Origin of the sequence: Streptomyces sp. NPDC058685 (assembly GCF_042714725.1) — a bacterium.
In the GTDB taxonomy this organism is placed as follows: domain Bacteria; phylum Actinomycetota; class Actinomycetes; order Streptomycetales; family Streptomycetaceae; genus Streptomyces.
Window position 1 is genome coordinate 34,306 of record NZ_JBHXSL010000028.1, and the last position, 12,952, is coordinate 47,257.

The 12,952-nt window shown below is 70.4% G+C and carries 12 protein-coding genes and 1 tRNA gene; 8 read left to right on the forward strand and 5 right to left on the reverse strand.

Going from position 1 to position 12,952, the window contains the following annotated elements; all coding sequences use genetic code 11:
• Positions 1 to 17: 17 nt before the first annotated feature.
• Positions 18 to 2,141: a transglycosylase domain-containing protein gene (locus ACFWU3_RS22170; protein ID WP_384440160.1), complete on the reverse strand. Its 2,124-nt coding sequence runs from the start codon at positions 2,139 to 2,141 to the stop codon at positions 18 to 20.
• Between the two features lie 272 nt (positions 2,142 to 2,413).
• Between ACFWU3_RS22170 and ACFWU3_RS22175 the strand changes: the two genes are divergently transcribed.
• Positions 2,414 to 2,620, forward strand: a complete 207-nt coding sequence (locus ACFWU3_RS22175) for a hypothetical protein (protein ID WP_384440163.1) — start codon at positions 2,414 to 2,416, stop codon at positions 2,618 to 2,620.
• A 73-nt stretch (positions 2,621 to 2,693) separates the two neighbouring features.
• Here the strand turns inward: ACFWU3_RS22175 and ACFWU3_RS22180 are convergent, their stop codons facing one another.
• On the reverse strand, positions 2,694 to 3,254 hold the full coding sequence (locus ACFWU3_RS22180; RefSeq protein ID WP_384440166.1) for an NADPH-dependent FMN reductase: 561 nt from the start codon (positions 3,252 to 3,254) through the stop codon (positions 2,694 to 2,696).
• A 117-nt stretch (positions 3,255 to 3,371) separates the two neighbouring features.
• Here ACFWU3_RS22180 and ACFWU3_RS22185 point away from each other — a divergent pair, with 117 nt between their 5' ends.
• Together ACFWU3_RS22185 and ACFWU3_RS22190 are read left to right on the forward strand one after the other, a co-directional pair.
• Positions 3,372 to 3,830, forward strand: coding sequence for a MarR family winged helix-turn-helix transcriptional regulator (locus tag ACFWU3_RS22185; protein WP_384440168.1), 459 nt, complete (start codon positions 3,372 to 3,374; stop codon positions 3,828 to 3,830).
• A gap of 68 nt (positions 3,831 to 3,898) precedes the next feature.
• Positions 3,899 to 4,963: an LLM class flavin-dependent oxidoreductase gene (locus tag ACFWU3_RS22190; RefSeq protein WP_384440171.1), complete on the forward strand. Its 1,065-nt coding sequence runs from the start codon at positions 3,899 to 3,901 to the stop codon at positions 4,961 to 4,963.
• A gap of 18 nt (positions 4,964 to 4,981) precedes the next feature.
• Here the strand turns inward: ACFWU3_RS22190 and ACFWU3_RS22195 are convergent, their stop codons facing one another.
• Positions 4,982 to 6,193, reverse strand: coding sequence for a cytochrome P450 (locus tag ACFWU3_RS22195; protein ID WP_384440174.1), 1,212 nt, complete (start codon positions 6,191 to 6,193; stop codon positions 4,982 to 4,984).
• 140 nt (positions 6,194 to 6,333) lie between these two features.
• Here ACFWU3_RS22195 and ACFWU3_RS22200 point away from each other — a divergent pair, with 140 nt between their 5' ends.
• From ACFWU3_RS22200 to ACFWU3_RS22210, 3 genes are all read left to right on the forward strand, one after another.
• Positions 6,334 to 6,948, forward strand: coding sequence for a TetR/AcrR family transcriptional regulator (locus tag ACFWU3_RS22200; RefSeq protein WP_384440176.1), 615 nt, complete (start codon positions 6,334 to 6,336; stop codon positions 6,946 to 6,948).
• A gap of 102 nt (positions 6,949 to 7,050) precedes the next feature.
• Positions 7,051 to 7,689 (forward strand): LysE family translocator, encoded by a 639-nt coding sequence (locus tag ACFWU3_RS22205; RefSeq protein WP_384440179.1) that lies wholly within the window; start codon positions 7,051 to 7,053, stop codon positions 7,687 to 7,689.
• Positions 7,690 to 7,985: 296 nt separating this feature from the next.
• Positions 7,986 to 8,073: transfer RNA gene (locus ACFWU3_RS22210), tRNA-Leu, on the forward strand.
• Between the two features lie 144 nt (positions 8,074 to 8,217).
• On the opposite strand, the gene ACFWU3_RS22215 is transcribed toward ACFWU3_RS22210, so the two are convergent.
• The gene (locus ACFWU3_RS22215; protein ID WP_384440182.1) at positions 8,218 to 10,047 is read right to left on the reverse strand and encodes an AMP-dependent synthetase/ligase; all 1,830 of its coding nucleotides are present in this window, start codon (positions 10,045 to 10,047) and stop codon (positions 8,218 to 8,220) included.
• 465 nt (positions 10,048 to 10,512) lie between these two features.
• Between ACFWU3_RS22215 and ACFWU3_RS22220 the strand changes: the two genes are divergently transcribed.
• The gene (locus ACFWU3_RS22220) at positions 10,513 to 10,995 is read left to right on the forward strand and encodes a GtrA family protein (protein WP_384440184.1); all 483 of its coding nucleotides are present in this window, start codon (positions 10,513 to 10,515) and stop codon (positions 10,993 to 10,995) included.
• Between the two features lie 40 nt (positions 10,996 to 11,035).
• Here the strand turns inward: ACFWU3_RS22220 and ACFWU3_RS22225 are convergent, their stop codons facing one another.
• Positions 11,036 to 11,821: a CDP-alcohol phosphatidyltransferase family protein gene (locus tag ACFWU3_RS22225; protein ID WP_384440187.1), complete on the reverse strand. Its 786-nt coding sequence runs from the start codon at positions 11,819 to 11,821 to the stop codon at positions 11,036 to 11,038.
• Between the two features lie 109 nt (positions 11,822 to 11,930).
• Here ACFWU3_RS22225 and ACFWU3_RS22230 point away from each other — a divergent pair, with 109 nt between their 5' ends.
• On the forward strand, positions 11,931 to 12,923 hold the full coding sequence (locus tag ACFWU3_RS22230) for a zinc-binding alcohol dehydrogenase (RefSeq protein WP_384440189.1): 993 nt from the start codon (positions 11,931 to 11,933) through the stop codon (positions 12,921 to 12,923).
• The last annotated feature ends 29 nt before the right edge of the window (positions 12,924 to 12,952 follow it).

Here is a 12,952-nt window from a genome sequence, read left to right on the forward strand (position 1 = left end):
TCACGCCCGGCGGCGGGTCACCGCGCCGTCGCCATGTGGTCCTTCCAGATCTTCGTCGCCATGGACACCGGCGAATCGGCGTCCGGCCCGCCCAGCCCCTTGAGCGGCAGCAACTCCAGCTTCCTCAGGTCCGTCCGGTAGAGCACCACCGCCGTGGACTCCTGCGGTGTGTACCCGACGAACCAGGCCGCCGTGTCGTCCTGCGTCGTGCCGGTCTTGCCCGCCGCGGTCTCGCCGACCGACTTGGCCGCCCGTCCGCTGCCCTCCTGGACCGAGTCCCGGAGGGCGTCGGTGACCTTGGCGGCCACATCGGGGCTCATCGCCCGGTCCGCGTCCGGCCGGGGCAGCCGGAGCAGCTTTCCGTTACGGGTCACCTTCAGCACCGAGTAGGGCTCGGTGTGCAGGCCTCCCGCGGCGAAGGTCCCGTACGCCGTCGCCATACGGATGGCACTCGGCTTGGAGTTGCCGAGCGAGAACTCCGGTATGGAGCGCCCGAAGCTGGACGTCAGCAGGCCGGCGTCGGCCGCGGTCTTGCGGACCTTGTCCAGGCCGACGTCCATGCCGAGCTGGAGGAAGGGGGTGTTGACCGAGTTGGCCATGGCCGTGCGCAGGCTGATCGCCTGGCCCCATGACCGGTTCTCGTCGTTGCGGCCCTTGACGATCTTGCCGCCGCGGTCCCAGTACGGGCCCTCCGGCGTACGGACCGCGATGTTGTCGTTGCCGTTGTAGAGGGTGTCCGGCGACACCGGAACCCGTGGCGTCTCCCGTTCCTTCTGGACGCCCTCGGCGAGCCCCGCCGCGTACACGAACGGCGTGAAGGCCGAACCGGCGGGCACGGTCACCGCGTTCGCCTCGTTGAAGCCCTGCTTGAGGTAGTCGGGTCCGCCGTACACGGCGAGAATGCGGCCGTTCGGGGCGACGGACGCGGCGCCGGTCTTCACGTAGGTGTCAGTAGGACGCTTCTTCGGGTCGAGTTTGGCCCGCACCTTCTCCACCGACGAGGTCAGCGAGGCCACCCGCTGCTTGTCGAACGTCGTGTAGATCTGGTAGCCGCCCAGGTCGAACTGGGCGTCGGAGATCTCCACGTGCTTGGACGTGTAATCCTTCGCCAGCTCCACGAGATAGCCCTGCTGGCCGCTCAGATTGCCCGGCGGCGCCGCGGGCTTCGGCTCGGGGAACTTGGTGTACCGGGCCCGCTCCTCGCGCGAGAGCTTGCCGACCGCCACCATGCGGTCGAGCGTCCAGCTCCACCGCTGCTCCACCCGCTCACGGTTCTTGGCGCTGATGGTCGGGTCGTAGAGCGCGGCGCCCTTGAGCAGCGAGGCCAGGAAGGCGCCCTCGCTGGCGTTGAGCTGCGAGGCCTCCTTGCCGTAGTACGCCTGCGACGCCCGCTGGATGCCGTAGGTCCCGCGGCCGAACCAGCTCGTGTTGAGGTACCCCTCCAGGATCTCCTTCTTGCTCAGCCGGTTGTCCAGCTTCACGGCGAGCAGAACTTCGGTGAACTTCCTGGAGTAGGTCTGGTCCTGGTTCAGATAGGCGTTCTTGATGTACTGCTGGGTGATGGTCGAGCCGCCCTCGGTGCTGCCGCCACCGACCATGTGACCGAGCGCTCTGACGATGCCCGACACGGAGATGCCGGGGTCCGAGTAGAAGTTGGCGTTCTCGGCGGAGAGAACCGCCCACTGGACGTCCTCCGGCACCTGGTCGAGGGACGTCTCCTGCCGGCTGACCCAGCCGGACCGCGCCATCTGCGTCCCGTCGGACCAGTAGTAGACGTTGTCCTGCTGGGTGGCGAACCCGTTGAGGTTCTTGGGGATGTCGGTCTTGACGTAGGCGAACATCACCAGCAGCGTCACACCGGCGGTGGAGACCAGGAACAGGCTCAGGGACTGGCGCCACGACGGCACCCAGCGCCGCCAGCCCTGCCGGGCCGAGCGCGGGTAGTCCACGCTGTGCCACATGTCCGCCAGCCGGGTGCGCAGTCCGAGCGCCCGCACGATGCGCCTGACGTTCGGCTGCTGCATCGCCTCCCGCAGGCGGGCGACCCTGAGGTGCGCGACGAGGCTGCTCAGACCGGTGCGGCCGGAGGCCGGTGCGGCGTCGTCACCGTCCGTCTCGGGCCCTCGTCCGTGTCTACCCATGGTCCGGCACCGCCCCGTGCCCCCGGACAGTCCCGACGTCCTCGCCGTTGAACATCTAGCCCCCACGCTCCCACTGGCCCTGGCCGGACCACTCCCCAGGGATTCACCCTACGAAGCGCCGCATGTCCGTCGGCACCCGGGGTGCCCGAAAGGAGACCACTGCCGGTCGGCGGCGTGCCGCACCGGCCAGACGAGTGTTTTAGGAGGAGCGGGAGCGCGCTCGGACGGGGGGTGGGTACGAGGGGACACATCGGACCGAACAGGGAGAGACCATGACCGATCCACAGTCCGGCGCGAACCCCCCGCCCGACGATGCCGTCACGCCCGACTCGTTGCTGCACACCGGCTCCGAGGGCGAGGTCTCACCCGAGGATCTCGTGCTCGCCTCGGGCCGGGACCTCACCCCGGAGAACCTGGCCTGGGCGCAGCGCAAGCTGGCCGAGGAAGGCCCCGGCGCCATCGACAGACTCCTGCCCTGACCGCCCGGCGGGCGGCTGCCGAAGGTGGTGGCGGTGCTGGCGCCGGGGTCCCGCCGCCGGGTCTCGCCCGGTCTCAGGCCGCCCGCAGCGGCGCCAGCGCCTGGCTCCAGGAAACGACCTGGTCGAGCACCGTCGTGAGCGAGTCCCGCTGGAAGTCGCCCGGCTTGAACACGCTGAAGTTCTCGAAGTCCGTGAACAGCGACAGGGCGACCTGCGCACGCACGTCGGCCATCTGGAGCTCGCCGGCTATCAGGCGCAGGTGCTCCACCGCGCGGGTGCCGCCGGCCGACCCGTAGCTGACGAATCCGACGGCCTTGTTGTTCCACTCGGCATAGAGGAAGTCGATGGCGTTCTTCAGCGCGCCGGAGGTGGAGTGGTTGTACTCCGGCGTCACCATGACGAAGCCGTCGAACGAGGCGATCTTGCTCGCCCAGCTCAGCGTGTGCGGCTGCGAGTACTGGCCGAGTGACGGCGGGTACGCCTCGTCGAGGTGGGGGAGCTTGTAGTCGAGCAGGTCGACGAGCTCGAACTCCGCGTCGTCGCGCTGTGCGGCGATGTCGTGCACCCAGCGGGCGACGGCCTCTCCGTTACGCCCCGGGCGGGTGCTGCCGAGAATGATGCCGATCTTGGTCATGGGTGTCCCTCGATAGCTCTGTGGTGATCCGGAACTCTGTGGTGATCCGGCGCAAAGGTCCTTGCCTCGTCAAGTATCCACCTAGAACTTGCTTCGTCAAGCAAGTACTATCGAGACATGACCGACGCCGAGCAGCAGCCGCTGCGCCCCCTGAGCACCGACGAGGAAGCGCTGCTGCGCGAGCTCGGTCGCGTGATGATCGTCCTGCCGCGCGTCATCGACGCCGACATGATGCGCGAGCAGCGCATCCCGGTCTCCGAGTACACGACGCTGATGCATCTGTCCGAGGCGCCGCACCGGCTGATGCGGATGAGCGAGCTCGCCGCGGCATGCAATCTCTCCCTCAGTGGGATGACCCGCGTGGTGACCCGCCTGGAGACCCAGGGCCTGGTCGCACGGACCCGCTGCGACGAGGACGCCCGCGGCTGGAACGCCGTACTCACCGACGAGGGCTTCGCCCGGCTCGAACAGGCATGGCCCGCCCATCTGGCGAGCGCCCGCCGCCACGTCTTCGACCACCTCGAAGGCGCCGATCTGGCTCGGCTCACCCAGGCGCTGCGGCGCATCGCCAGCTGACCCACCCGTCCCGTGAGGCGCGGCGCCGACCGCGAGAACCACGGGTCACACCATGCAGGGAGTACGACATGACCAGTCCTTCGACCGGCCGGACCGATGGGGGAGACCTCACGCTCGGCCTGGACACGTTCGGCGATGTGACCGACGACGCCGACGGCCGTCCGCTGTCCCACGCGCGGACCATCCGCCATCTCGTGGAGGAGGGCGTCCTCGCCGATCAGGTGGGCCTCGACCACTTCGGCATCGGCGAGCACCACACCGACACCATGCCCCTGTCGGCCGCCGACGTCGTCCTCGCCGCCATCGCGTCGCAGACCTCGCGGATACGTCTCGGCTCGGCGGTGACGGTGATCAGCTCCGACGACCCCGTCCGCGTCTTCCAGCGGTACGCCACCCTCGACGCCGTGTCGAACGGCCGGGCCGAGCTCATCCTCGGCAGGGGATCGAGCACCGAGTCGTTCCCGCTCTTCGGCTACGAGCTGAGCGACTACGAGGAACTCTTCGAGGAGAAGGTGGGCCTGTTCGTTGAGCTCCTGAAGGAGAAGCCGGTCACCTGGTCGGGCAACACCCGCGCCTCCCTCGACGGTCTCCCGGTCTACCCGCACAGCGAGTCGGGGGCGATCCCGACCTGGATCGGTGTCGGCGGCAGCCCTCAGTCGGTGGTCCGCACCGCCCGCCACGGCTTCTCCCTGATGCTCGCGATCATCGGGGGCGAGACGGCCCGCTTCGCACCCTTCTCGCAGCTGTTCCGGCAGGCGCTGGAACAGTTCGGTCAGCCGCGGCGGCCGGTCGGCATCCATGCGCCCGGTCATGTCGCGGCCACCGACGAGCAGGCGGTCGAGGAGTTCCTGCCCGCCCTGGAGACCGCGATGCGCAGGGTGTCCCGCGAGCGCGGCTTCCGCACCCCCACCCGCGAGACCCTGCTGCGTGACGTGGGCCCGGGCGGCGCACTGCACGTCGGCTCGCCCGAAACCGTGGCCCGCAAGATCGTGACGACGCTCAGGGACCTGGACGCGACCCGTTTCGACCTGAAGTACGGCATGCACGGCATGGCGCACAGTGCGGTGATGACCAACATCGAGCTGTTCGGGGCCGAAGTGGCGCCGCTGGTACGGGAGATGATGGCCGACTGACGCCTGCGGCCCCGCTGCTCACCACGTCACGTCCAGCCGGTCCAGCCCTCGCAGCAGGCTGGGCCGCCACGCGGACGGGGCGGACGGGTCGGCGAGCGCGAGACCCGGGAGGCGTTCGAGCAGGGTGCGCAGGGCGATCGCGGATTCCATCCTGGCCAGCGGAGCGCCGAGGCAGTGGTGGATGCCGTGGCCGAACGACAGATGCGTACGCGTGGCGGCCGGATCGCGGTGGATGTCGAAGCGGTCCGGATCGGCGAACACCGCCGGATCGCGGTTGGCGGCGGCCAGGCCGAGCACGACGGGGTCGCCCTTCGGCACAGTGGTGCCGGCGATCGTCACGTCGGTGACCGGATAGCGGTAGGCCGCGGCGAGGGCCGGAGGCTCGTAGCGCATCGCCTCCTCCACGGCGCCTTCGAGGAGGGTCCAGTCCGCACGGAGGGCCGCGAGCTGCTCGGGGTTGCGGAGCAGCAGGTCCACGGCGCTCGAGATCAGGTTGGCCGTGGTCTCGTGGCCGGCCACCAGGAGCAGGAAGGTCATCCCGAGCAACTCCGGCGCGGTCAGGGGCTCTTCATCCGTGCTGTCGGCGTGGGCGAGAGCGTGCAGCAGGTCGCCCCGTGCCGATCCGGCCGCATCGGCTTCCACCGGAAGGGCCCGCTTGGCCTCGATGAGGTCGGTGAGGTACGCCGTCATCGCCAGGCCCGCGGCCGACGCGGCCTCGTGGCTGGTGGCCGCGACGATCTCGGCGGACCAGGCACGGAAGGGGTCCCGGTCCTCCTCCGGTACGCCGATCAGTTCGCAGATCACGGTCACCGGCAGCGGAAAGGCGAAGGCGTCGACCAGGTCGGCCTCTCCGGCCGGCGCCAGCGCGTCGATCAGGCCGTCGGCTGTCTCCTGGACGCGCCCGCGCATCGCCTGGACGCGGTGCCGGGTGAACTCGCGTGCCACCAGGCGTCGTAGCCGGGTGTGGTCCGGCGGGTCGACCTGGAGCAGATTCCGTCCGATCGCGTACCCGCCGTCATGGGCCCAGGACGCGGAGTGCCGTACGTCGTTGCGCAGTCGCTCGTCGGTGAGCGCGGCCCGCACCGCTCGGGCGTCGGTCACCAGCCAGGCGGCCTCCTTCGACGGCAGCAGCACATGGTGGATGCCTCCCCGCGCGCGCAGTTCCGCGTAGCGGCTGTGCGGATCGGCGGTGAAGCGGTCCTGGTCGGGGACCAGTTCGACGAGTGTCACGGTGCCTGCCCTCCGGTGGCGTGGACGTGCGACGGGTGACGGCGGCAGCAGTCCGTCCACCAAGTGGGGACTGCTCCCCGTTTACGGTGCGACCGTAGCAGAAAGTGGGGAGTGCTCCACGGTTCGGGTAGCGTGAGGGCGTGAGACAAGACGCGGAACGCAACCGGCTACGCATCCTGGAAGCAGCCCGGGAGGTCTACGCGGAGCAGGGCGTGGAGGCACCTCTCGACGTGATCGCCCGCCGGGCGGGCGTCGGCAACGCCACGCTCTACCGCCGGTTCCCGGACCGCGCCGCCCTGATCGAGGTGGTGTTCCACGACCTGCTGGCAGCCACGCGCGAAGCCGGCGAGCGTGCCCGCGAGGCCGAGGACCCGTGGTCAGGTCTGGTCGACTACGTGACGCACATCTTCACGGGACTCGCCGCCGACCGGGGCGTCACCGACCTGATGACCACGACGATCCCCGGAATCCCGTCCCTGGAGGGCCTGCACGCCCACAACACCGCAACCTTCGGCCTGCTGCTCGCCCGCTGCCGCGAGAGCGGCACGGTCTGCGAGGACGTGACGGTCGAGGACCTGCTCTTCGTCCTCGCCGCCCTGGGCCGCGCCGTCCCCGCCGCCGAGGAGGCGTCGCCGGGCGCATGGCGACGCCCGCTGGCGCTCCTCCTCAACGGACTGCGTGCCCCCGGCGCCTCCCTGCCCGGCCCCGCGCTGACCCCGGGCGGGCTGGAGCAGGCGCTGTCGCGGCTGCACTGATCGCGCCGGCCGGCGGACGGTGTGCCGGTGGCCCGCGGCAGAGGATCCGCAGGCAGAAAAAGGGCTGCGAGCGAGCGTGGTGCTCTGGCTACGATCGGCCGCATGCTCTCCACCGACCGTCTCCTCGCCTTCGCGGCGATGTCCTTCCTGCTGATCGTGATACCTGGCCCGAGCGTGCTGTTCGTGGTCGGGAGGGCACTGGCGCAGGGCCGTCGCGCCGCGCTGACCACCGTCGTGGGGAACACGCTCGGTGCCTACGTCCTCGTCGTCGCCGTGGCCCTCGGGGTCGGAGCCGTCGTCGAACGCTCGGTCGTCGTCTTCACGACGCTGAAGCTGGTGGGCGCCGCGTACCTGGTGTATCTGGGGATCAAGGCCGTGCGGGAACGCGGGTCGTTGCATGCCGCGTTCTCGGGCGAAGCCCCCGTGCACAGCAGTTGGCGCACGCTCGCGGACGGGTTCGCCGTCGGGGTGGCCAACCCGAAGACCATCGTGTTCTTCGCCGCTGTGCTGCCGCAGTTCGTCGACCGCGGTCAGGGAAACGTCACGGGCCAGATGCTGCTGCTCGGCCTGGTCTTCAACGTCATCGCGCTGGCCTCCGACAGTGTCTGGGGGCTGGTCGCCGCCACCGCGCGAAGCTGGTTCGCCAGGTCGCCGAGGCGGCTGGCACTGGTCGGCGGAGTGGGCGGGGTGACCATGATCGGCCTCGGCGTCACGGTCGCCGCGACGGGCCGCAAGGACTGACGCCGCCCGGTCCGCTTGTGGGGTGGGGGGGCGGGCCGGTGGGCCGCCAGCCGCACGGCGGGGGAGCGCGGAGCTGAGCGCGGGCCGTGACCGGTGTGACGCCGCAGTGCGCCGGCGGGCTCCCGAGCGAGGCCGGAACGGAGCGGCCGGCCGGTCGGCCGGGATCCTCCCGGAGGCTCGTCCTGCCTGGTCACGACCGATCCGGGGCCCGGGAAAAGGCAGTCACGGAGGGCCCCGAACCCCTGGTATTGTTGTCCATGTCGCCGCGGGGATGCCTCACGGCCGACACACACCTTGTCCGGGTGGCGGAATGGCAGACGCGCTAGCTTGAGGTGCTAGTGCCCTTTATCGGGCGTGGGGGTTCAAGTCCCCCCTCGGACACCACGGAGAAACCCCACATCGCGTGGGGTTTCTTTTGTTTCCGGGGTGCGTGGGAGCCCGGTTTCGGGCCACCGGCCGAACACCGCCCGGCCCGCGCACCGCGCTCGCTCACCCGGTGCCGGCCGCCCGGCCCGCGAGGCGCCGCCCTCACCGCCGGTACAGCGCGTTGATGTCCGCCGCGTACGCCCCCGCGATCGCCCGCCGCTTGAGCTTCAGCGTCGGTGTCATCAGACCGGAGTCCAGCGTGAACTCCCTCGGCAGGATCCGGAAGGCGCGGATCGACTCCGCCTGCGACACCCGGGTGTTGGCCCGGGAGACCGCCCGCTGGATCTGGGCCCGCAGGTCCTCGTCGTCCGTCATCGCCGACACGTCCCACTGCGGCTTCCCCTTCAGGGCCAGCCAGTGCGCCAGCGCCTCCGGGTCCACCGTGATCAGAGCGGCGATGTACGGCTGGTCGTCGCCGACGATCAGGCACTGGGAGATCAGCGGATGGTGGCGCAGCTGCTCCTCCAGCGGCAGCGGGGCCACGCTCTTGCCGCCGCTGGTGATGATGATGTCCTTCTTGCGGCCGGTGATGACGAGGTAGCCCTCCTCGTCGAGATGGCCGGTGTCACCGGTCGCGAACCACCCGTCCCGCAGCACCGCCTCGGTGGCCTTCGGGTTGTTCAGATAGCCCGCGAAGACCGTTTCACCGGCGACCCACACCTCACCGTCGTCCGCGATGTGCACCGCGCAGCCGGGAATCGGCCGGCCCACCGTGCCGAACCTGACCTCGCCCGGCGGCTGTGCCGTGATCGCCCCCGCGGTCTCGGTGAGGCCGTAGCCGTCGTACACGGTGACGCCCGCACCCGCGAAGAACAGCCCCAGCTCGCGGCGGAGAGTGGAGCCGCCCGAGACGGCTGTGCGCACCTGGCCGCCCAGTACCGCACGCAGTTTGGTGTACACCAGACGGTCGTACACGGCGTGCAGGACCTTCAGCGACGGACCCGGACCGTGGCCCGCGCCGGTCGACTGGCGCTCCACGGACTCCGCGTAACGCACGGCAACGGCGGCGGCCTTGTCGAAGAGACCGAGGTTTCCCGCGCCCTCGGCGGTCCGGCGGGCCTTGTGGAAGATCTTCTCGAAGATGTAGGGCACCGCGAACAGGAACGTCGGCCGGAAGGACGACAGGGCCGGCAGCAGCGACTCGGGGCTCAGATCGGGCTGATGGCCCAGCCGTATGCCGCCGCGCAGACACGCGACCCCCACCATCAGGCCGTAAATGTGCGCGACAGGAAGGAAGTTGAGGATCGACGGCTGCACACCGGGCTCGGCGAGAATCCCGCCCCACCCTTCGAGCAGGATGTCGCACTCGGCGGCGAGGTTGCCGTGTGTGATGAGGCAGCCCTTGGGGCTGCCGGTGGTGCCGGAGGTGTACGTGATCGCGGCGATCTGGTCCGGCAGCACCGCGGCCCGGTGACGATGAATCATCTCGTCGTCCAGCGCGAGACCTTCTTCGACGAGGGACGCCAGGCAGCCACGGTCCATCTGCCAGATCGCGGTCAGCGCGGACTGTGAGTCGGAGGCGGCCGCGACCGTCATCGCGTGGTTCTCGTGCTCCACCACGATCGCCCTGACCTGGGCGTCGTTGAGGATCCAGCGCACCTGCTCGATGGACGAGGTGGGGTACACGGGAACGATCTCCACCCCCACCGACCACAGGGCGTGGGCCAGCACCGTCCACTCGTAGCGCGTACGGGACATGAGCGCCACGCGGTCACCGAACCGGATGCCGTTGGCCAGGAAACCCTTGGCCACGGCGACGACTTGGTCGCACAGCTCCCGTGCGGTCACCGGCTCCCAGGCGCCCTCGCCCCGCCCTGAGTGGCGAGAGACTTGCACCAGGGAGGGATGGCGCAGTGCGGCCTCGAACACCGAGTCGGCGAGACCACCCGCGCGTTCGTACCCGGGACGGAACGGAGGACCGTGTCCTTGCATCGTGGCCTCTCCCTTCCCCACCCCCGGGGCGCCGTGCCGTGCACTCAGGGAGCGCAAGATACCGTCCGGACGGTCCGGCTGCCTAGGTTCCGGGCACATCGGCACATTTTCCGTGTGCCGGACGACTGCGCCACATGCGGGATGACGGTGCGTCATGCCGGACCGGACTCGCGCCGAGGGGTGCCGGCGACGTGCTCGCGGTCCCGGATGCTGTCCGCGGATTCCGTGTCGCCGTGCAGCTCGTACGCCCTGCGCTGTGGCGCGACCGGGTGAACTGCCCCTGTCACGCACCACGCGCGGGAGGTCCCCGGGCATAGGTGGTGTGTCTGCCGCCCGGGCGGACCCCTTCGTCCAGGGGAGACCCGTCGCGCGGGAGCGGTGGCGTCGAGCGCATCACCGGACGAGGGCCCAGTCGCACCTGACCGGTCCCACCGGCGCGTGCCTCGTCCCGTCCCGGAGCTGCCCATGCACGAGTCGAAGCCGAGCCGGCAGGCGACGCCGCCTCCGCTGATGCGCGAGATGCTGCGGTTCGGCACGGTCGGCGGCCTCGGCGTGGCGGTGAACTTCGCCGTGTTCAACCTCTGCCGGGCGGCCACGTCCGAGTCGGTCGTGCGATGCGGCATCGCCGGCACCACCGCGGCGATCGTCTTCAACTACCTGGGCTATCGCTACTTCACCTACCGCGAGAGGGACAAGCGCAGCCCCGCCCGGCAGTTCTCCCTGTTCGTCGCCTTCAGCCTCGTCGGCCTGCTGATCGAGAACGGAACGCTCTACGCGGCGACCTACTGGCTCGGCTGGAACGGTGTCCTGCAGAACAACCTGGTGAAGGCGCTCGGCATCGCGGCCGCCACGGCCTTTCGGTTCTGGGCCTACCGCACCTGGGTTTTCCTGCTGCCGACCGGCGCACACAGACGGGTCTCGCCGGCGCCTCAGGGCCGTGGGTCCTAGACGACCGGCCCCGCTGCAACGCCTCCGCGGGCGCCGCCCGTTACGCCGCGGAGGGGTGCCGCACCGCATCGGCCGCCGTGTGACGCGGCGTTGCGAAGACCTCGGACTCCGGAACGTTCCGCACCCGCCACAGGTACCTGACGTCCCGGCCGAACGACCACAGCAGGAGCCCCAGCGCCATGCCCACGGCCGTCAGTGCCGGCCACTGCGGCAGGATTCCCGCTCCCACCACCAGGAGCACGATGCCCTGGAGCGCCGCCACCGTCTTGCGGGCCGTGCTCGGCGGGAGGGCGCCGTTCAGCCAGGGGAGGACACGGGCCGCGGCGACGAACGCGTAGCGCATCGTGCCGATCAGCAGCACCCAGGGGCCCAGCGACATGGCGACATAGACGCTGAGCACCAGGATGAGAAAGGCGTCGACCTCCATGTCGAAGCGCGCCCCGAGTGCGGACGACGTTCCCGTGCGGCGGGCCACCTTGCCGTCGACCGCGTCGAGTATCAGCGCCACCGCTGTCAGGGCGACCAGCACGGTGACCGGGCGGGGGCTCTCGAAGGAGTCCGCGACGAGCGCGGTCACTCCGCCGACGAGCGTGGCCCGGGCGAGCGTGACGCGGTTGGCCGCGCCGAAGGAGCGGAGCCAGGAGCGGGACAGGGCGCGGGTGAGCACCGCCCAGGTGACGAGCGCGAACGCCAGGCCCGTCAGCCACCCCGCGAGCCCCAGGCCCATCGCCGATCCGAGGAGGGCGAGCAGCAGCAGTTGAGCACCCGCACCCACGGCCGTCTCCTGGTGCAGGAGCCTCCTGTCGAGCGTGTCGTTCAAGGTCACCGTGTGTCCTCCGGCTGTGTGACAGAGTCCGTGAGTGCCGCGTACCGTGTCCGCGGCTTCGTAAAGATCAGTACGTGGACCGCTGCCCGAATGTTCAGGAGGACGCCTCATGGAGCTCACCGCCCGCGCCTTCTGGCTCCGCTCACCCGGTCACGGAGAGATCCGGGACGTGTCCCTGCCGGCCCCCACGGACGACGACGTCGTGGTGCGCACGCTCTACTCCGGGGTGAGCCGGGGGACGGAGACACTCGTCTTCCGGGGCGGTGTTCCGGAGAACCAGCGCACGACGATGCGGGCGCCGTTCCAGGAGGGCGACTTCCCCGGTCCGCTGAAGTACGGGTACCTCAATGTCGGCCTGGTGGAAGCGGGACCGCGGGAGCTGGTCGGCCGTACCGTCTTCTGCCTCTATCCGCACCAGACCCGCTATGTCGTCCCCGCGAGCGCCGTGACACCGGTGCCGGACGGCGTGCCCGCCGCACGGGCCGTTCTGGCCGGGACGGTGGAGACCGCTGTGAACGCCCTGTGGGACGCGGCGCCACTGGTCGGCGACCGTATCGCCGTCGTCGGAGCGGGCATGATCGGCGCGTCGGTGGCCGCCGTCCTCGCCCGGTTCCCCGCCGTCCGCGTCCAGTTGGTCGACGCCGACCCCGGCCGCGCCGCCGTTGCCAAGGCCCTCGGGGTCGACTTCGCGCTCCCGGAGGACGCCACGGGCGACTGCGATCTCGTCGTCCACGCCAGCGCCACCGAGGCCGGGCTCACCCGCTCACTGGAGCTGCTCGCGCCGGAGGGCACGGTCCTCGAACTGAGCTGGTACGGCGACCGCCGCGTCAGCCTCCCGCTCGGGGAGGCCTTCCACTCCCGCCGACTGGTCGTCCGCAGCAGCCAGGTGGGGACCGTGTCCCCGGCCCGCGGCTCCCGCCGGACCTTCGCCGACCGGCTCGCCATCGCGCTCGATCTCCTCGCGGACCCCGTCTTCGACACCTTCGTCACCGGCGAGTGCGCGTTCCACGAGCTTCCGGAGGTACTGCCGCGGCTCGCCTCGGGCGACCTGCCTGCGATGTGTCTCCGGGTTCTGTACGAATCTGCTGCTGATCCGGCCTGAACAAGGAGAACAGGCCGGCCGTACTACAC